This window comes from Methylomonas sp. Uni0009, from assembly GCF_054188105.3.
This window is the reverse complement of record NZ_JBTAFN010000001.1, coordinates 1,475,512-1,495,118: the sequence shown is the minus strand read 5'-3', so window position 1 is coordinate 1,495,118 and position 19,607 is coordinate 1,475,512. Positions and strand designations below refer to the sequence as shown.

Sequence of the window (19,607 nt, the reverse complement as noted above, 5' to 3'; positions counted from 1 at the left end):
GGCGATGATGCAAAGCATGAATACACCTAGGACGCGTGCAGAGTTTGAGCGTCGTTTCCATCTTCTCAAGGAACAGATGAAGCAAGAAAAAATCCATTTCAGTGCAAGTGCGGCTCTTGGAATTGATGGTATCCTGAAAGTACGGCTATTGCCGAACGAGCGAATAGATTTTCTCAGTGTGAACGAATCTGTGCGATGTCTCGTTAACACAAGCGTTCAATTTAATAGTGAGGCCATGGAAGAAATGATAAATAACTTAGAAAACCAAGATTCACAAAACACTACAACAGAGCACATAGGGAATTCCACAAACTCTGGAGAGAAACAGAACTGAATGGCTGTTTTTGCTGGGAAGGCAGACACACAATTACTCAACTCGACTGGCTGGTGATGGCCGATTGTGTTGAAAAAGGAGGTTTTCGGTGAATTTTGGCCGATTTTACCTATAAGAGAATTTGCAACCCATTGTTTGCAATAGGTAATGTTTTTTATAAAAAGAGCGTTTTTCGCAGAATAGCCCTTTTTCAACACAATCGGCCGTTTGCGTTAAAAAAGTCCGTTTAGGTATGCTGAGAATAGGTTGCTGGTCTAAGTAGGTTTTGAGGCGGCAACAATTGAACTGAAAAAAGATAACTTAAAAATTTGACACGAATAGATTTGGCAATTTATCAGCATTACTCACCAATAGTTGATATTCAGGTGGAAGTTGGCTGATGGGATCGATTGCTAAACGAAGGTCTTGAATGACATAGCTAGCTAGGCATTGCCTTACACGTAGCCGTTTGGCTGTAGTCCCCGGAAAATACTCTGCCGCAATCATTTCCTGCTGTTCTACTGACAAATCAGGATGAGCTACGATTACGAGTTCTAATATTTGATTCCACTCTACATCATCAATTTTTGTATAGGGTGCAGGTGTATCAACTGGTTCAATTGACGTTATGCGCCCAAGAGTGAAATCGCGGAAGGATTTTCTCTCTTCGCACCACGCTCGCATGTGCCAGCGCCTTGGGGCACGGACGATACTATGGGGAAACACTATACTTTCTCGCCCTGATGGTGAGGTCATAGACCGATAGACAATTTTTATACCCCTGCCGGTTTTTGCTGCCGAGAAAGATGCAGAAAAAATCGGTAAGTGAATCGGTGACAAATCCACACGGGCGTCTTCTATTTGCTCAATTAATACTTTGTCATCATGGTGGGAAATTACCCGCAAATATTCATCAGGGGAATATCTGTTGTTTGATCGTCCTATGAATTCCAGTGGAGCGTGCGCAGATGCTCTGCGGGCACGATCTCCCATTCTGGTTGTTAACTCTCCCATTAGGCGACTAGCCCATACTGTTTTAACGTCCAACAGCTGGCGAATTCGCTCATTATCAATCGATCCTTCCCAGGTAAGTATTGTTTCGAGATCAGTTAAGTGAGACACAGGCTAGGTTTCATAAAATAATGCAGGATTGAAGTCTAGCACTAATTTAGCTTTAAGGCTAAATTAGCTTGAAAGATAATTTAGCTTATTGTATAAATTTGCTATGAACCTATTCGACCGACTGCCTCAAGCTTTGTTTAACCCTCTAACTGGGCAGAACAACCGGCGTGCTTGGGACTTACTTACTCAACTATCCGAACGATTTTTTGGTCCAGATTGTGTGCCGGATTATCCAGAGGGTTATCTCCATGAGCGAATAACCAAGGAAATTGAGAGATTTCTGCTTGATCGTGGATGGGAGGTTGAAGGTGAAGAAGAATCCTCCACACCTGTCAATGTGCAAGCAAACCAGCTTTTATCTCGTTTTGTTGAAACCGGTTGGTTCATTGAAGATAGAGTGGGAGCGAGAGTTTTCGTAAGTATGCGGCCTGTAGTGGCTCGCTTTTTTGAGATGTTAGAAAGTTTCACTATGGAAGGTCCTCAATTGGTAGGGGGCAATATCCAATTGATCCACAATCAGTTGAAACACGTGGTTACTGATCCAAAAGGTCAGGCAGCCGGTTTTCAGAGTGCGGCTTTACTATGCTCCCGTTTGATCAATGCTTTGAATGCCACAACGCTACGAGTCCGTGATTTGATTCGTGATTTGACTCAGGAAGAAGCTACACCGATTTTCGTCAAACGTTTTTTTGCGGAGCATATCGAGGAAATTTATGTGCGTGATTTTCGCCAGATGCGTACAGAGAACCATCCTTTGATGTTAAGGTTTGAAATCATAGAGCTGGTTGATCAAGCGGCGCAAAGTGAACCATCGCGCTCATTACTACTTGATGGCTATCGTGAACTACCAGGTGATCGACAAACAACCGCGGAGGATGCATTGGCTCGGGATATTGCTCGATTTCATCGCTTGCTGGATGTTGAAAAATTCCTTGAGCGTATGGATCGCGTGATCGATTCGGCAACTCAGCGTGCCTTAGCTTATCTGGGCTATCGACTCAAGGCATCGGAGCGAATGGAGTATGTCCTAAAAAATGCGGTTTCATCAGTTTGCCGTGCTGCGGAAGTCGGTATACCTATCGAATCCAGGCTACTGTCTCCATCCGCCGTGATTGCTGACTATCGGCTAACGTCGCATATCGGAAAATTGAAAGATTCGACTCTAGCTAATTATGAGAACCAAGCCCAGTCTGCAAGAGAGGCTGCTGAGCAATCTTTCAAGTCAGATGTTAAATTTAAAATGCGGGAGGCCATTCTTCGGGTTCGCCAGGAGATACGAGATCTCAATAAAATTCTCGAAACCTGCCCAGCTTTTACAAATGGTGAGAAATATCAATTCGTCGCTAATATTTCTCCTGCACATAGGTCCCTTTACGAACTGATAGTGAATAATTCTGGTGATACTGAAATTGACTTGTTCAGCCAACCAGAAACTCAGGTCAACATCATGGCTTTATTGGAGGCTAGCGAGAGCGGTCAAGATAAGGGCAACAATCCATTAGAGGACTATCGTCTGCTTTTTAATTTTGACCTGGAAATTCGTCAGGACGGAAAAGTGGTTGATTTCTTGAGTAAGCGGATGGGGGTTGCTTCAAATGGCGAGCATCGTGTGCCCTTCTATGTTATCGCTGGAGCAGCCTTAGCGACTGCTTACCGTATTCGCCCTGGTGTAGAGCGTTCAGGCGCTGGATTGATGATTTTAGATGAAGCCTTTTACGGAATGGATGCTCAGAACACTTTTGTGACAGCTGAATTCTTGAAAAGCCTTGGCTTACAACTATTGATGGCTGGGCCTGACTCCGATGTCGGTAAACTCGCGCCTCTTTTGGACAATTATTATGATTTGGTTCGCTATGGTGCGGATGTCTTTGTGGAGCAAGTTCGAGTCAAAGAGCCTGCTCGCCGACTATTGAGTAGCGATATTCCTTTGCTGCATCAAGAGCTGCTTGATGCCCAGGAAGCACAGCTATCTTTGTCCTTATTAACCAGACTGTTAATTTCTCTGGCTCCGTCATTCCCGCCTAAGCGGGAGCGACGATATTTGAGGGCCGGGTTAATAACTTGAGACTGATTATCCTTAAACATCAGTCATTTCCGCGTATTTGCAGATCCGGAACCAGCAAAACGGGGAGACAACCAAGGGAGAATAATCGCTGGATTATGTAGTCTTAAACCAGCTGCTGGCCGAGTACCAATGTATCGATAATCGGGCAATCCGGTTTATTGTCCCCGCTACAGGTCTGAGCCAACCGGGCCAGAATGTCGCGCATTTCGGTTAATTCGGCAATGCGTCGATTCAAATCTTCGACATGGGATTGGGCCAGCGCTTTGACATCGGCACTGGCTCTTACCGGGTCTTGCCACAGCGAAACCAGATCGCGGATTTGCTCCAGCGAAAACCCCAGCCCCCTAGCTCGTTTGATCATCCGCAACACTTGCAAATCGGTGTCGTTGTAGGTCCGGTAGCCCGATGCGGTGCGCACGCATTTTCTGATCAGTCCGATACCTTCGTAGTGACGAATCATTTTGGCGGATACGCCGGTCATTTTCAGAGCTTGGCTGCTATTCATCGCTCACTCTCCAATAGGGGGCTCAGTGTTGCGGGCGGCCAGTTCGCTGCCCGCTAGCGGGTTCGGTTAATGCCTGACGGATTGCAATAAGCCGGCGGGTTACCGCGATGGGAAGGACAAGCGATTTTTTTGCTTTTTTAGTCCCTGGTATTTTTTGAAAAAATCGCTCATGAAAAAAACGCAAGGCTCTAAACGACAGGTTTATCGGCGACGGCATAAATCACATTGGCTGAAATCTCAGTAACCGATTGGCTCACTAATTGGTCGAGATTGGCCTGCTTCACCTTCTGTAGCTGTTCGCTATTGAGCTGATCCAAGGTTCCCCGATAACCGCTACCCATCGCCAGGGTCCACCAATCCTCAGGCTCAGACAGAGCATGAGTCGCGGTTTCGGCAGAAATGTGCACTTCGGTTAAACCGGCTTCGGCCAGCATGTCCAACAGTCCTTTCGGTGTGGAAATACGATCCCAAGGATTAAAGTCTTTATAGAGTTCGGGGCGTTGTTGGCGGATGGCTTGCCAAAGCGAGGTGTTGGCTGGCTCGAATAAATCCGGTCCCCAGGTCGTAATAGCCAATCGCCCGCCTGGCCGGACCTGGCGCCATAATTCTTTGACGGCGGCGGCCATATCAGGTACGAAAAAGATCCCAAACACGCAAACGACGGCGTCGAAATAACCATCGGGATAACCTAGAGCAAGCATATCATGGACCCGAAATTCCAGATTCTCAAGACCATCGGCTTGGGCTTTATCGGCTGCCCGAGTCAATAGTTTTTCTGCCAAATCGACCGCAACCACCCGGCCATCCGAGCCGACCATCCGCGCGGCCGGTAAGGCTGAAGCGCCGGTTCCGGAACAAACATCCAATACTTGGTCACCTTGCCTCAAACCTATTCGCTCAATGGTGCTATGACCGAAACGGTTCCAAAACGTGTTGGCCGGGTGATCGAATAAATCGGCGGCTGTGTTATAAGCATGTGCGGTTTTCTGATTGGCTACCCCATGTGATTCCATTTCAACCTCCTGAAAAAATATTCAAATTTTAGTCATGGATAGTCACCTTACCTCGGAGACCATCCGGAGGCATCAATCTAAAGGTTTACATAATGGGAAGGTCAAGCAAAATTAAGGCTTAACTATGATCGCTAGATGAATAATCTGCTCGGATCGTCGCCAGATCAACTACTGAACACCAGATTCAAAGCCTGGCGGGGGATTTAATCAGCGTTGCCCCAGGGAATAAGGCCGTAACGGCGCCAAGTAAAAAGTATGGCAACAAGATTGATGTGTGTCATGTTCATTTGTTTGTTGCGCCACGTAGAGCAAAGCGAAGCTTTTTGCCCGTCCGTTTGACTGCCATGTTAGGCACCGTCTTTTCTCATCATGCGCTTTAGAATTGGTAGTCGGTAAGCCGACGTCCTCGATTTCGCTGACGCTGCATTGAGGCTGCGCGACTCTCGTTGCTATGTCTCCGATTTCCAAAAAGACTAATATGCTCCGCGAGCTCCCATCAAGCCCACGCTCATTCGCCCAAGTTCACACAATTTCAGCTAGCCCTGCGATAATGGCCGGCCTGTCAATAACCTCTTTGTTTTCGTGTCCCCCAAACTCAACCCCCAACAACTCGCTGCCGTTAAAACCATCGATCATCCCTTGTTGGTACTGGCCGGTGCCGGTAGCGGCAAGACGCGGGTGATTACTGAGAAGATCGCTTATCTGGTTCAACAGGGCACGCCAGCACGACATATCGCGGCGGTGACTTTTACCAACAAGGCGGCGCGGGAAATGAAGAGCCGGGTCGGCAGGCTGATCGATGACAAAGCCAGTCGCGGCTTGCGGGTATCGACTTTTCATTCCCTGGGCTTGGATATTCTGCGCAAGGAACACAAAGCCCTGGGCTATAAGGCGGCGATCACCTTGTTCGACGAACAGGACCGGCTGACCTTGCTGCGCAATCTGGTCAGTCACGGCGTGGGCGGCTGCGACATTGATCATGTGGAGCAGTACAACTGGCAAATCGGCCAGTGGAAAAACGCCTTTGTGACGCCCATCCAGGCTTTGAGCCAAGCCGATGCCAACAGCTTGCCGGCGGCGCTGCTTTACGAGGCGTTTACCCGCAGTTTAAAGGCCTATAACGCCACCGACTTCGACGATTTGATTTTGCTGCCAGTGCTGCTGTTCCAGCAACATCCCGAAGTATTGGAGAAATGGCAGAACAAGATTCGCTATTTATTGGTGGACGAATACCAGGACACCAACATCACCCAGTATCAATTGGTCAAGCTATTGGCGGGCAATCTGGGCCGCTTTACCGTGGTGGGTGACGACGACCAATCCATCTATGCCTGGCGCGGCGCGCAACCGGAAAATCTCAGCCAGTTGCAAAAAGATTACAGCCGCTTGCAAGTTATCAAGCTGGAACAAAATTACCGTTCCGCCGGGCGGATTTTGAAAGTAGCCAACCAGCTTATCGCTAACAATCCGCACGCCTTCGAGAAAAAGCTCTGGAGCGAGTTGGGTTATGGCGACCCGCTACGGGTGCTGAGTCACAAGAATGATGTTGCCGAAGCCAAGCAAGTCACCGCCGAGATTGTCCATCACCGTTTCAAGACCGGTGGCAGTTATGGCGATTACGCCATTCTGTATCGCGGCAATCACCAGTCACGCTTGTTCGAGAAGGAATTACGCGAGAACAACGTGCCCTATTTCATCAGCGGCAGCGCCTCGTTTTTTTCGTATGCGGAAATCAAGGATGTGTTGGCCTACCTACGTTTGCTGGTTAATCGCGACGACGACGCGGCGTTTTTGCGAGTGATCAACACCCCGCGCCGGGAGATTGGGCCGACCACACTGGAAAAGCTCGGCGCCTATGCCAACGAGCGGCATATCAGTCTGTTCGCGGCCTGCAATGAGTTGGGCCTGCAACAACGGTTGCCGGAAAAGTCGGTACAACGCTTGAGCAAGTTTTGCGATTGGTTGAAAGAAACGGCGATTAAGATCGAGCGCGAGGATACCTTTGTCGTGATCAACCGGATGATAGACGAGATCAACTATTCGGCTTGGTTACAGGAAAACAGCAAAACCCCGGCCTCCGCCGAGCGTAAACTGAAAAATGTGTATGAGTTAATCGAATGGCTGCAGCGTATCGCCACCAAGGAGCAAGGCAGTGAACAGTCGCTGGCCGATGTGATTGCCAAGGTGATGCTGTTGGATATTCTGGACCGCAATCAAGAAGACGAAGCCGGCGATCAGGTGAGTTTGATGACATTGCATGCCGCCAAGGGCTTGGAATTTCCGCATGTGTTTTTGATCGGCATGGAAGAAAACCTGTTGCCGCATCAAAACAGCATCGAAACCGATAATATCGAAGAGGAGCGGCGACTGGCGTATGTGGGCATCACCCGCGCCCAGCAGACGTTGACGTTTAGTTACTGTACCCACCGCAAACGCTTTGGCGATATGACCGAATGCGAACCCAGCCGATTTTTAAACGAATTGCCGGAAGAGGATTTGGAATGGGCCAACAAAAAACAGTTGCCGCCGGAAGAAATTAAACAGCGCGGCAAGGCCAGCCTGGCCGCGCTGAAAACGATGCTGAATTGAGTTTATTGCAATACCACGAAAAAGCCTTCGCCGCCGCGTTGCAGATTGACTAACAGCGGTGCATTGGGATTGACCACCTGCTTGATCTCATCCAGATTTCTGACCCGGTAGCGGTTGGCGGTGACGATGATGTCACCGGGCCGCAAGCCGGTTTTCCAGGCTTTGGAGTTTTGTTCGACTTTTTCTATCATCACCCCTTCCACTTGATCCTTGGGGGTCACGCCCAGCACCGCGCCGCTTAAAGTCGGATGCAGTTTACTGCCGTCCAGCTCCGGCCGTTTCGGCTTGCCTATGGTGGCTTGCAGCGACTTGCGTTCCTCGCCGCGCATGATCTCCAGGTTGGCAGTGTCGCCGATTTGCAGCAAGCCCACCGCATTGCGAATTTGCGCGCTACCGCCTTTTACGTCCTGGCCGTTAATGGCCATAATAATATCGCCAGGCTCCAATCCGGCCTTTTCGGCGGGCGATCCGGCCTCCACGCGGCTAACGACCGCGCCGTGCTGGCTTTTCAAGGCAAAGGCTTTAACCAGTTCCGGCGTTAAATCTTGCGTGGTCACACCCAGCAAACCGCGGCGCACTTCGCCGTGTTGCACCAAGGATTCCATCAAGCGAACCGCCATATTCGACGGAATCGCAAAACCGATGCCGACATTGCCGCCGGTAGGCGCGAGGATTGCCGTATTCATGCCGACAAATTCGCCGCGTAAATTCACTAAGGCACCGCCCGAATTGCCGGGATTGATCGAGGCATCGGTCTGAATAAAATCTTCGTAACCTTCAATCCCCAAGCCGGAGCGGCCCAGCGCGCTGACGATGCCTGAGGTGACGGTTTGGCCCAAGCCGAACGGGTTGCCGATGGCGACTACGAAGTCACCGACTTTCAGTTGATTGGAGTCAGCAATTTTCAAGGCACTGAGGTTGTCGGCGGGAATTTGAATCACCGCCACGTCGGCTTCAGGGTCGGTACCCAGCAGCTTGGCGTTAAGCTGCCGGCCGTCGCTAAGCGTGACGGTGATTTTGTCCGCTTTGTCTATCACATGATTATTGGTCAACACATAGCCTTGATCTTTATCGATAATCACGCCGGAGCCCAAGCTGTTTTTTTGCTGTTGCCGCTGGTTTTTGGGGATGTTGAAAAAACGCCGAAACATCGGATCGTTCATTAACGGATTTTCCTGCACCCGCACATTGGTCGAGGTGGAAATGTTAACGACGGCTGGCATACTTTGCTCCAGCATCGGCGCCAGGGACGGCAAAGGTGCGCCGTCGACTTGTCCGGGCAATTCTGCGCTGGCTCGCCAGCTGCTCAGGCCAAACAAGATAATCAGGAATAGTTTGTTCATGTTCGTCATGGTTTTTGCATTCCAGGCAGTTAAGTTGCCAGCATGGACTCGCTGGGCGGGAAAATGTTTCACTGAGAGTTTACTTAATAATCGACTATCATAGATTAAGTTTTCTTGTTGGTTTCCCTTCACTTTTTATTCGCGACGAATACGTGGCTGTCGACATCCATTCCGCTGAAGGCCGTGTGATTCGGCAATTAATTCCGCTATCCACCTTGCCCTTCAGTAAATTTGAGGCGCTGTGCGCACAAATCAAGGTCGAGGATGCGGAAGAAGGCCAATTTTTGTTCAAATGCGGGGATGAACCTAACGATCTGGTGTATTTGATCGATGGCAGCGTGACCTTACAGACCGATCTGTTAAAGATCGAAACGATCAAGTCCGATAGCCCCTCGGCGCGCTTTGCGCTGGCGCATCAAATCCCCAGGAAAGTGCATGCCGTTGCCAATAGCCGAATTCGTTTTTTGCGTTTGAATGCTGATATGATGAAATCGGTTCAAGACGTTCCGTATGAAGAAGCAGAGAGTTTTATGGTAGCTGAAGAGGTGGAGGATAATGACGACTGGATGACGACATTGTTGAAGTCGCCGGTATTTCGAGCGTTGCCTCCGGCTAATTTGCAAAAAATTTTGATGGGCATGGAGGAAGTGCGCGTGAATGCAGGCACTGTCATTGTCAATCAAGGTGAGCAGGGCGACTTTTACTACATCATCAAACGAGGGCAATGCTTGGTGAGCAGGAAACCCGCACCCAATGCCAAGGAGATTAAGCTGGCGCAACTCAGCGATCAAGATACTTTTGGTGAGGATGCATTGATTTCAGGCGAGCCTCGCAACGTTACGGTCAGTGCGTTGACGGATGTTTGCCTGTTGCGATTGGGTAAGGAGCAGTTTCTGAACTTGATCAAACAGCCGACGCTTAAATATATCAGCTATAAAGACGCTCAAGACTTGGTGACCAAGGGTGCGGATTTGATCGATGTGCGCGAGCCCGATGAATACAAGCCAAAGCATTTGCCGTTCAGCATTAATCTGCCGTTTTTTTCCTTGCGCATGCAGCTAAAAACCTTGAATCGGCAGCATCCCATCGTCGTGGTTTGCCAGAACGGCAAGATTAGCGAAACGGCGGCTTTTATCCTGATGCGGCACAAATTCAATGCGCTGATTTTAAGCGGCGGTATCGACAGCATTAACCCGGACGAACTGAAAGCACCTTCATCGTTTCCGATCGACGACGGCATTGAGACCGGTAATTTTAGAGGGAGCAGCGGCGAGAGCGAGACGAGTCACTCGTTCACCGAGCAATCCTCAATACAAGATGATATGGAGCGTTTGCGGCGTTTTCTGCAGCAACTTAAAACCAAATATAATATTTTGGAAGCCGAGAAGAAAGCTTTGGAGATGAAATATTTGGCACTTGCCAAATTTACGGAATCGCTGAAAGCCGAGCTGGAAGCGATGAAGAAAGCCGGTGGCGGTGGCTAGTCGGAAAAAACCCTGCTACTAGCCCGCCAACGCCTGAAAGCGGATCAATAAAACGCTGTTTATTTGATCTTGGCTTCTTTGTACATCACATGCTTACGAACCACGGGATCAAATTTTTTGATCTCCATTTTTTCAGGCATGGTTTTTTTGTTTTTGGTGGTGGTGTAGAAATGGCCGGTGCCTTCGCTAGATACCAATTTGATTTTGTCGCGCATTGTCAGTCTCCTTAATATTGTTCGCCGCGTTTACGCATATCGGCCAAAACAGCATCAATGCCGTTTTTGTCGATGATACGCATACCTTTGGAAGATACTCTCAAACGAACCCAACGGTTTTCGCTTTCAACCCAAAATCTGTGGTGATGCAGATTAGGCGTAAAACGTCTTTTGGTTCTGTTCATCGCGTGTGAAACGTTGTGCCCTGTTACTGGGCGTTTACCTGTTACTTGGCATACTCTGGACATGACTACCTCAATGCGAGCTTTTAATTCAAAATAGCCGCGCTTTATAACAAAAAAACTTTTGTTGGTAAACAACAGCCTGCAAAATAAATTTGATAAAATCGGTTTTATTTTCCCTTGCTTCGAAATTTACAGGACTTTAATGGCTATTAAACTCGGCATGGTCATGGACCCCATCGGCCAGATCAACATCAAAAAGGACACCAGTTTCGCGATGTTGCTGGAAGCCCAGTCGCGCGGTTGGGAGCTGCATTACATGGAACTGTCCGACCTGTACATGCGTAACGGCGACGCTTATGCCCGTTCCCGCGTGCTGGAAGTCGAACGCGACGACAAGCAGTGGCATAGGTTTCTCGGTGAACAGCAAATAGCCTTATCCGAATTGGACGCGATCATCATGCGTAAGGATCCGCCCTTTAATCAGGAATATATCTACGCCACTTATATGCTGGAACAGGCGGAGCGCCAAGGTGTATATGTGGTCAACAAACCGCAATCGCTGCGCGACGCCAACGAAAAAATGTTCACCGCCTGGTTTCCGCAATGTTGCACCGATACTTTGGTAGCCCGAGACCCGCAAAAAATCCGCGACTTTTTAAAAGAGCACCGGGAAATCATCCTGAAGCCCTTGGACGGCATGGGTGGCGCGTCGATCTTTTATGTCAAAGAACACGACCCCAATCTCAGCGTGATCCTGGAAACCATGACCCAACACGGCAGTAGTTACATCATGGCGCAAAAATATCTGCCTGCCGTGAAAGACGGCGACAAACGGATCTTGGTGGTCAATGGTGAACCGGTACCTTATTGTCTGGCACGGATTCCGGCCAGCGGCGAAAGCCGGGGCAATCTGGCAGCCGGCGGACGCGGCGAAGGCCGGCCATTGAGTGACCGTGATCGCTGGATTGCCGAACAGGTCGGGCCAACCTTACGCGAAAAAGGCCTGATATTTGTCGGCCTGGATGTCATCGGCGACTATCTGACCGAAGTCAACGTCACCAGTCCGACCTGCGTGCAGGAGCTGGATAAACAGTTCGGCATTAATATCAGCGCTCAATTAATGGACCACATCGCCGCTCAATGCCAGGCCTGATATGTACGCGCCGGACTTGACTCCCACGCCGTTGTCGCAGGGTGATTCGCTGCTAACGGCGTTGTTTGTGGCGGCGGTACTGCATGTGATCGTGTTGTTAGGCGTTAATTTCACCGCACCGCAGCCACCTAAGATCAACCGCTCTATTGAGATCACCGTGGCCCATGCTCCGGTGAAAAAGGCGCCCAAGGATGCGAAACATCTGGCAACGGAACATCAAATAGGTGCCGGCGAGGAAACCCGCAAACCGGAGCCGCCGCAGCAAAAAATAGCCACTCAGGAACAATCGATCAGTCCGCCGGCAAAGAAAGTCTTGCCGCATCCGGTGGTTACACAAGTCAAACCGGTCGCCGAGAGACTGCTTACCCAAGCCAAAGCGCCGGTTAAGGTGGTGACGGAACCCGAGCAACCGGTAGAATTACCTGAAGCCGTTGAAGTTCCGGAGTCCGCCCCCAAATTATCCCCGGAAGCGCTTCAACAACAAATCGCCCAACTCGGCGAGCGCATCAGAAATACCCAACAAAGCGCGCAAGATACTAAGATTAAATTCGTCAACGCGGTTAGCACGCACAAGTATCTCGCGGCGCAATATGTCAAGGATTGGGAGGACAAGGTTGAGCGCACCGGCAATCTGAATTATCCTGAGGCGGCGCGCAAAAAAGGCGTTTCGCAATCCTTGACCATGGACGTGGGGATCAATGCCGACGGCAGCATTTACAGCATGCGGATTGTCCGGTCATCCGGCAATTCCGCACTGGACGACGCCGCGAAACGGATCGTGAAGATGAGTGCGCCCTTTGCCGCTTTACCCGATGATTTGTTGAGAGAAGTGAACGTTTTGGTGATTACCAGGGTCTGGAAATTCTCAGACGAAACCGGCATGACTGCCCGCTAGCCCATACAGCACTCCAATGACAGACGTTACTTATTTAAATAACCAGTTTTTGATTGCGATGCCCGGCTTAGCCGACCCGCATTTTTTTCACACGGTGACATACCTGTGCCAGCACAATGAAGAAGGCGCGCTCGGCATCGTCATCAACCGACCGACCGGCATGAAATTACGCGACATTTTCGAGCAAATGGGGATTAAAACCGAGCTGGAAAATGTATTGGAAACCCCGGTGTTTGCCGGCGGTCCGGTACAGCAGGAACGCGGCTTTGTCATTCACGATGCCTGCGAACAGCGCTGGGATTCCAGTATCAGTACCGCCGAGAATATTACGCTGACCAGCTCTCGCGACATTCTCGAGGCCATTGCCGAAGGTAAAGGCCCCAACCACTATTTGATCGCCTTAGGTTACGCCGGCTGGGGTAGCGGCCAACTAGAAAAAGAAATGGTCGAAAACGCCTGGCTGAACACGCCATGCGGTGAAGAGATACTCTACGAAACGCCGATTAGCCAGCGCTGGAATGCGGCGGCGGGACAATTAGGTATCGACATTAATCGCCTGACCACGCCGGCAGGTCATGGTTAAGCTCGATCCGCTGGCGGCAAAATTCAGCAGCGATGCGTATTTAGGGTTTGATTTCGGCAACAAAAAAATTGGGGTCGCGGTGGGGCATGCGGATACCGGCATTGCCAGTCCGCTGCAAACCATCCAATCGCTTAATCAAGTGCCGGACTGGCATAAAATCGGACAGCTGATCGCCGAATGGCGGCCCATAGGTTTGGTGGTCGGCATTTCTCGACAGAACGATGGTTCGGATAATGTGATTACCCCGCGCATGCAAAAATTCTGTCGGCAGCTGAATGGTCGTTACAATCTGCCGGTGCACCAAATCGACGAAACACTGACCACGTTCGCCGCGAAACAAATGCTGTTCGACGACTTGAAGGTTAGCGCTGCTAAACTATGGGCCGTGCAAGATCAACTGGCCGCTCAGATCATTCTGCAAAGCTGGTTTGATCAGTAAAAAGACGAAAACGGTTTTACGCCCATGCAGCCTTATTATCCCGTCGCTTTCAGCTTTTTCCCGAATTTCATAACAATAACAAGATTCCCCCTGTAACCGCCATGCCCATCACCACGCTGAATATCGATAACCTGCTCGACACTCTGGAAGCCGCGATTCGCCGGCAGATTAGCGAGCGTAACCTGCATAATCCTTTGCTAATCGGCATACACAGCGGCGGTGCCTGGATCGCACGGCATATGCATCAGCGTTTGGGTTTGAGCGAACCCTTGGGCATGCTGGACATCACCTTTTATCGCGACGATTTTTCGCAAATCGGCATGCATCCCAAGGTCAAGACCAGCCAATTGCCGCCGCATCTGGAAGGCCGCGACATCATTCTGATCGACGATGTGTTTTACACCGGCCGCACTATCCGTGCCGCGTTGAACGAGATTTTCGATTACGGCCGCCCCAATCAAGTAGTACTGGCGGTATTGATAGAGCGCAACGGTCGGCAGATTCCCTTGCAACCGGACTGTTACGGTATCCGCATCGATCTGGCCGGCGATCAACGTATCAAACTGACCGGTCCTGATCCACTGGGCATCGAGATTCAATCCCCACAAGTGGTGGCGGCATGACCCGACACATCCAGCTTACCGAACAAGGCAAGCTCAAGCATTTTCTGACGATCGAAGGCCTGGATAAGGAGCTGCTGACCGAAATTCTGGATACCGCCGAATCATTTGCCGGCATGTCCGAACATCAAGTCAAAAAAGTGCCATTGCTGCGCGGCAAAACCATCGTTAACCTGTTTTTCGAAAACAGCACCCGCACCCGTACCACCTTCGAGCTGGCGGCCACCCGGCTGTCGGCGGACGTGCTGAGCATGAACATCGCCACGTCCGCCACTTCCAAGGGGGAGAGTCTGCTGGACACCATTCACAACCTGGAAGCGATGCACGTGGACATGTTCGTGGTTCGCCATGCCCTGAGCGGGGCGGCGCATTTTATCGCTCAACACACCGCCCCGTATATCAGCGTGATCAACGCCGGCGACGGCCAGCACGCCCATCCCACCCAGGCGATGCTGGATATGTTTACGATTCGGCAACACAAGAAACAATTCGCCGGCCTGAAGATCGCCATTGTTGGCGATATTTTGCATTCGCGAGTGGCGCGTTCGCAAATCTTGGCTTTGAACACATTGGGCGTTGCCGAAGTGCGGGTAATAGCCCCCAAAACGCTATTACCGGCGCAAGTCAAAACCATGGGCGTGATACCGATTCACGACATGGACGAGGGCTTGGCCGATGTGGATGTGGTCATCATGCTGCGTTTGCAAAAAGAACGCATGAATTCGGCGTTTTTGCCCAGCGAAAGCGAGTTTTTCCGCTGTTTTGGTTTGACCGAATCCAAGCTTAAACGCGCCAAAGCCGATGCCATTGTGATGCATCCCGGACCGATCAATCGGGGTGTGGAAATTGCCTCCAGCGTCGCCGACGGCCCACAATCGGTGATCTTGCAGCAAGTCAGTAATGGCGTGGCTGTGCGGATGGCGATTATGTCGATGGCGATGCACAGTCAGGGAGGTGCGGCATGACAAAAATACAGGACAGGATTTTTGCACCGCCTACGGCGGCCCGTAAGGGTGACGCACAGGGAGGTGCGTCATGACCAAGATTTTGATTCAAAACGGCCGCATCATCGATCCGGCCAACAACATCGACGCCATCGGTCCAGTTTGTATTGCTGATGGCAAGATTGTCTCCGTGCTGGAGCAAGCCGCCGATTTCACGGCCGAGCAGACAATCGACGCCAACGGTCAGATCGTCTGCCCCGGCTTCATCGATCTCAGCGTGCGTTTGCGCGAACCCGGTCATACCCAAAAAGGTAATATCCTCAGCGAAACTCGCGCCGCGCTTAGCGCAGGCGTCACCTCATTGTGCTTGCCGCCGGATACCAAACCCTGCATCGATAGCCCGGCGGTAGTCGAGTTCATCAAGGACAAGGCCGAAAAAGCCGACTACCCGCAAATCTATAGCATCGGCGCATTGACGCAGCGCTTGGCCGGGTGCGAACTCAGTGCGATGTTCGCGTTGAAACAGGCCGGCTGCATTGCCGTCAGCAACGCCAGCGAGCCGCTCGGCAATTTGTTGATATTACGGCGGGCGATGGAATATGCCGCCACTCATGACTTGCTATTAATGTATCGCGCCAATGAACCCGCCCTGTCCGGCAAGGGTTGTGCGCATGAAGGCGCGGTAGCCAGCCGCTACGGTTTGCCGGGTATTCCGGAGGCCGCCGAATCGATTGCGTTGGCCCAGTGCCTGGAGTTAGCGGAGTTGACCGGTTGTCGGGTGCATATTAGTCAAATCAGTTGCAAACAATCGGTGATCAAATTGCAACAGGCCAAGAAATACGGCCTGAACGTCACGGCCGACGTGGCGATTCATCAGTTGCATCTGACCGAAGACAACATTACCCCGTTCGACAGCAACTATCATGTGTTGCCGCCGCTACGTAGCGCCATCGACCGCCAATATCTGCGCGAGGGCCTGGTTAACGGCACCATAGACGCGATCTGCTCGGATCACCAACCCCACGACCTGGATGCCAAACTCGGCGCATTTCCGGAAACCGAAGCGGGCGTGGCTGCACTGGAAACCCTGTTGCCATTGACGCTGGCACTGACCCAACAACATCGCATCGGTTTGTCGCAAGCCATCGCCAATCTAACCTGCAAACCTGCACACATTTTAGGCCTGGCTAGCGGCGCATTAACGCCGGGTTCTGCGGCTGATGTGTGTATTTTCGATCCACAAGCCAATTGGCAGGTTAATCGCGACAACTGGCTTAGCGCCGGTTGCAATACGCCGTATTGGCAGCAGACCTTGACCGGGCGCGTGACCCATACTTTGCTGGCCGGTAAGCTGGCGTATCGCTTGGTTGAGCCGTCGTGAGCAGGTTATTTCGTCCCATTGCCATTAGCACAGCGTGCTCATTTAAGGAATAAATCATGAGTTGCATCAAAAATCGCCGCACTGACGGCTCGACGTCCTCCAGTATCATCGACGACCTGAAAGGCGATCAATCCTGGCGGATTTTTCGCATCATCAGCGAGTTTACCGAAGGCTTCGACGAACTCTCCGGATTGTGCGACGCGATTTCGATTTTCGGTTCCGCCCGCTTGCCGCCCGAGCATTTTTATTATCAAAAAACTGTGGAACTGGCGGAAATGCTCAGCAAGGAAGGCTTTGCCGTGATCAGCGGCGGCGGGCCCGGCGTGATGGAAGCCGCCAACAAAGGCGCGATTTTGCATGATCAACCGTCTATCGGCTTGAACATCGAATTGCCGATGGAACAAACCCCCAATCCTTACCAAAACATTTCGCTGAATTTCCGTTATTTTTTCGTGCGCAAAGTGATGTTCGTGCGCTACTCGATCGGTTACGTATGTATGCCGGGCGGTTTCGGCACGCTGGATGAGTTTTTCGAAGCCTTGACCTTGATGCAAACCCACAAAATCTATCCGATTCCGTTGGTATTGTTCGGCACTGATTTCTGGAGCGGACTGATGGATTGGATGAAAGCCAAGATGATGGAATACGGCACCATTTCCGCGGAAGATTTAAAGCTGATTACCGTCACCGACGATCCGCAAGAAGTGGTCGACATCATGGTTGCGCATCGCGAGTGGAAAGATCTGCAGCGTAAAAATTAGACATAGCGCAACTTTCAGGACTCAACTCGGTCACAACCTCGTTAAACATAAGGATTTTTTATACACATGACTGCGACAAGTCTTAGCCCCAGCCAAGCCGCCTTACAAAACCTCAAAACTCACATCAACACCCAGATCATCGGCCAGGAAGTGCTGGTTGAAAGGATGTTGATTGCCCTGCTGGCCGATGGTCATTTGTTGGTGGAAGGTGCGCCGGGCTTGGCGAAAACCCGCGCCATCAACGTGCTCAGCCAAGGCATAGAAGCCGACTTTCATCGCGTGCAATTTACCCCGGACTTATTACCGGCCGATTTGACCGGTACGGAAATTTACCGGCCGCAGCAAGGCAGTTTCGAGTTTCAGAAAGGTCCGTTGTTTCATAACTTAATCCTGGCCGACGAAATCAACCGCGCACCGGCTAAAGTCCAGGCCGCTTTGCTGGAAGCCATGGCTGAACGGCAGATCACGGTCGGTAAAGCCACGTATCCGCTACCACCCTTGTTTATGGTAATGGCGACGCAAAATCCTATTGAGCAGGAAGGCACTTACCCCTTACCGGAAGCGCAACTCGACCGGTTTCTGCTACATGTCAAAATCGATTATCCCAATGCCGAACACGAGCAAGCCATTCTGCATTTGGCCCGCGCCGAGGCCAAGGGCGCACTGCAAAACCAGGGCAGCGCACCGCCTAAAGTGAGCCAGCAAGCCTTATTCGCCGCGCGCGGTGAAGTGTTGGATTTATATCTCGCCGACAGCTTGGAGCAATATCTGCTGCAAATCGTGCTGGCAACCCGCAATCCCGGCGCTTATGGTCAGGATTTGGCCGGCTGGATTCAATACGGCGCCAGCCCGCGCGCCAGCATTGCTCTGGACCGCTGCGCGCGCTCCAAGGCCTGGCTGCAACAGCGCGATTTCGTCGATCCCGGCGACATTCAAGATATGGCTTATGACGTGTTGCGCCACCGCCTGATTTTGTCTTACGAGGCGGAAGCCGAGGGCATTAGCAGCGATTATGTGATCAAAGAATTGATAGCCAGAATTGCCGTACCCTAAATGAATAAATCGCCAGCGACCGACAACCCCCGGGTGACGGTCACTCTCAAAGCCCTAGTGGACCTAGCCAAGCCGGCCGGCATGCTCAGTCTGGGGCACGCCAATATCCGCGCCGCGCAAAGCGGTAATTATCTGTCGCATCTGAAGGGCCGCGGCATGGCCTTCGACGAAACCCGGCTCTACCAACCCGGCGATGATGTGCGGCGCATCGACTGGCGCGTCACGGCCCGCACCGATAAGCCCCACAGCAAGATTTTCAAGGAAGAACGGGAAAGGCCCATGTTCATTGCCGTGGATTACCGCGCCACCATGGCTTTTGCCACGCGCGGCGTGTTCAAATCCGTGCAGGCTGCCCGCTTGGCCGGTTTACTGGCTTGGGCGGCACTGAAGCAAGGCGACCGCATCGGCGGGCAGATTTTCAGCGATGACGGTTGCCAGGAAGTAAAACCGCAAACCGGCAAACCGGCGCTGTTACGGTTTTTAAATGCCCTGGTCAATCCGGATTACAACGGTGCGGCTGTGGTCAATCTGGCGCAGCCTCTGGCCAGATTGCTGCATCATGCCCGGCCCGGCAGCCGAGTGTATATTCTCAGCGATTTTCGCGGCATGAATAGCGCGGCCGAAAATCATCTGGCTAATTTGGCCCGGCATTGCGAAGTAGTGTTGGTACACATCGCCGATCCGCTGGAAAGCAGTTTACCGACCCAAGGCCGCTACCGCTTTACCGACGGTTGGCGCGAAGTGCTGTTCGATAGTGGTGACAAACAGCGCCTGCAAGCCTATCGGCAGCGCTTCCAAGACCGGCAGGCGTATCTGCAAAAGCTGACCAATAAACTGCGTCTGACCTTGATACCCTGCACGACCCAGCAAATGCCTTTGGACGCATTGAACGGCACCCGCGCGCGTCCGGCGGCCTAAGACCTTCTCAATCTGGCCATGCGCAT

20 protein-coding genes are annotated in these 19,607 nt (G+C 51.4%); 14 read left to right on the top strand and 6 right to left on the bottom strand.

The genetic code is table 11. From position 1 onward, the window contains the following. The first annotated feature begins 4 nt into the window (after nucleotides 1-4). Entirely contained in the window at nucleotides 5-334 is a 330-nt protein-coding gene (gene avs1c / locus ACWAU0_RS06950) for an AVAST type 1 anti-phage system protein Avs1c (protein WP_458138751.1), read from the top strand. 300 nt (nucleotides 335-634) lie between these two features. On the opposite strand, the gene ACWAU0_RS06945 is transcribed toward avs1c, so the two are convergent. Continuing rightward, nucleotides 635-1,435 (bottom strand): WYL domain-containing protein, encoded by an 801-nt coding sequence (locus ACWAU0_RS06945; RefSeq protein ID WP_415879503.1) that lies wholly within the window; start codon nucleotides 1,433-1,435, stop codon nucleotides 635-637. A gap of 103 nt (nucleotides 1,436-1,538) precedes the next feature. Here ACWAU0_RS06945 and ACWAU0_RS06940 point away from each other — a divergent pair, with 103 nt between their 5' ends. Then, complete coding sequence (locus tag ACWAU0_RS06940) at nucleotides 1,539-3,500, top strand: Wadjet anti-phage system protein JetA family protein (protein ID WP_458138750.1); 1,962 nt, start codon at nucleotides 1,539-1,541, stop codon at nucleotides 3,498-3,500. Between the two features lie 103 nt (nucleotides 3,501-3,603). On the opposite strand, the gene cueR is transcribed toward ACWAU0_RS06940, so the two are convergent. Next, on the bottom strand, nucleotides 3,604-4,005 hold the full coding sequence (cueR, locus tag ACWAU0_RS06935; protein WP_101053665.1) for a Cu(I)-responsive transcriptional regulator: 402 nt from the start codon (nucleotides 4,003-4,005) through the stop codon (nucleotides 3,604-3,606). Between the two features lie 188 nt (nucleotides 4,006-4,193). Continuing rightward, a complete protein-coding gene (locus tag ACWAU0_RS06930; RefSeq protein ID WP_101053667.1) occupies nucleotides 4,194-5,018 on the bottom strand; it encodes a class I SAM-dependent methyltransferase in 825 nt (274 codons plus the stop codon). 582 nt (nucleotides 5,019-5,600) lie between these two features. On the opposite strand from ACWAU0_RS06930, the gene rep reads away from it, so the two are divergent. Then, nucleotides 5,601-7,607: a DNA helicase Rep gene (gene rep / locus ACWAU0_RS06925; protein WP_458138749.1), complete on the top strand. Its 2,007-nt coding sequence runs from the start codon at nucleotides 5,601-5,603 to the stop codon at nucleotides 7,605-7,607. 2 nt (nucleotides 7,608-7,609) lie between these two features. Here the strand turns inward: rep and ACWAU0_RS06920 are convergent, their stop codons facing one another. Beyond that, complete coding sequence (locus ACWAU0_RS06920; RefSeq protein WP_101053671.1) at nucleotides 7,610-8,950, bottom strand: DegQ family serine endoprotease; 1,341 nt, start codon at nucleotides 8,948-8,950, stop codon at nucleotides 7,610-7,612. 152 nt (nucleotides 8,951-9,102) lie between these two features. Here ACWAU0_RS06920 and ACWAU0_RS06915 point away from each other — a divergent pair, with 152 nt between their 5' ends. Next, nucleotides 9,103-10,434 carry a cyclic nucleotide-binding domain-containing protein gene (locus tag ACWAU0_RS06915; protein ID WP_033157604.1) on the top strand — a complete coding sequence of 444 codons (1,332 nt, stop codon included), beginning with the start codon at nucleotides 9,103-9,105 and terminating at the stop codon, nucleotides 10,432-10,434. A 59-nt stretch (nucleotides 10,435-10,493) separates the two neighbouring features. Here the strand turns inward: ACWAU0_RS06915 and rpmG are convergent, their stop codons facing one another. After that, entirely contained in the window at nucleotides 10,494-10,649 is a 156-nt protein-coding gene (gene rpmG, locus ACWAU0_RS06910; RefSeq protein ID WP_013816853.1) for a 50S ribosomal protein L33, read from the bottom strand. Nucleotides 10,650-10,660: 11 nt separating this feature from the next. Then, entirely contained in the window at nucleotides 10,661-10,897 is a 237-nt protein-coding gene (gene rpmB / locus ACWAU0_RS06905; RefSeq protein ID WP_033157675.1) for a 50S ribosomal protein L28, read from the bottom strand. Nucleotides 10,898-11,036: 139 nt separating this feature from the next. On the opposite strand from rpmB, the gene gshB reads away from it, so the two are divergent. From gshB to ACWAU0_RS06855, 10 genes are all read left to right on the top strand, one after another. Continuing rightward, a complete protein-coding gene (gshB, locus tag ACWAU0_RS06900; RefSeq protein WP_033157674.1) occupies nucleotides 11,037-11,987 on the top strand; it encodes a glutathione synthase in 951 nt (316 codons plus the stop codon). Nucleotide 11,988: 1 nt separating this feature from the next. After that, nucleotides 11,989-12,882, top strand: a complete 894-nt coding sequence (locus tag ACWAU0_RS06895) for an energy transducer TonB (protein WP_458138748.1) — start codon at nucleotides 11,989-11,991, stop codon at nucleotides 12,880-12,882. A 16-nt stretch (nucleotides 12,883-12,898) separates the two neighbouring features. After that, complete coding sequence (locus ACWAU0_RS06890) at nucleotides 12,899-13,465, top strand: YqgE/AlgH family protein (RefSeq protein WP_020483975.1); 567 nt, start codon at nucleotides 12,899-12,901, stop codon at nucleotides 13,463-13,465. After that, nucleotides 13,458-13,904, top strand: coding sequence for a Holliday junction resolvase RuvX (gene ruvX / locus ACWAU0_RS06885; protein WP_415879516.1), 447 nt, complete (start codon nucleotides 13,458-13,460; stop codon nucleotides 13,902-13,904). Before ACWAU0_RS06890 ends, ruvX begins: the two co-directional genes overlap by 8 nt. A 101-nt stretch (nucleotides 13,905-14,005) precedes the next feature. Then, on the top strand, nucleotides 14,006-14,527 hold the full coding sequence (pyrR, locus tag ACWAU0_RS06880; protein ID WP_033157601.1) for a bifunctional pyr operon transcriptional regulator/uracil phosphoribosyltransferase PyrR: 522 nt from the start codon (nucleotides 14,006-14,008) through the stop codon (nucleotides 14,525-14,527). After that, nucleotides 14,524-15,489, top strand: a complete 966-nt coding sequence (locus ACWAU0_RS06875) for an aspartate carbamoyltransferase catalytic subunit (protein ID WP_458138747.1) — start codon at nucleotides 14,524-14,526, stop codon at nucleotides 15,487-15,489. Before pyrR ends, ACWAU0_RS06875 begins: the two co-directional genes overlap by 4 nt. A 70-nt stretch (nucleotides 15,490-15,559) precedes the next feature. Continuing rightward, a complete protein-coding gene (locus ACWAU0_RS06870) occupies nucleotides 15,560-16,849 on the top strand; it encodes a dihydroorotase (protein WP_205452221.1) in 1,290 nt (429 codons plus the stop codon). A gap of 56 nt (nucleotides 16,850-16,905) precedes the next feature. Then, nucleotides 16,906-17,610: an LOG family protein gene (locus ACWAU0_RS06865; RefSeq protein WP_205452219.1), complete on the top strand. Its 705-nt coding sequence runs from the start codon at nucleotides 16,906-16,908 to the stop codon at nucleotides 17,608-17,610. A gap of 66 nt (nucleotides 17,611-17,676) precedes the next feature. Next, nucleotides 17,677-18,663, top strand: a complete 987-nt coding sequence (locus ACWAU0_RS06860; protein WP_205452208.1) for an AAA family ATPase — start codon at nucleotides 17,677-17,679, stop codon at nucleotides 18,661-18,663. Beyond that, on the top strand, nucleotides 18,664-19,581 hold the full coding sequence (locus ACWAU0_RS06855) for a DUF58 domain-containing protein (protein ID WP_458138746.1): 918 nt from the start codon (nucleotides 18,664-18,666) through the stop codon (nucleotides 19,579-19,581). The last annotated feature ends 26 nt before the right edge of the window (nucleotides 19,582-19,607 follow it).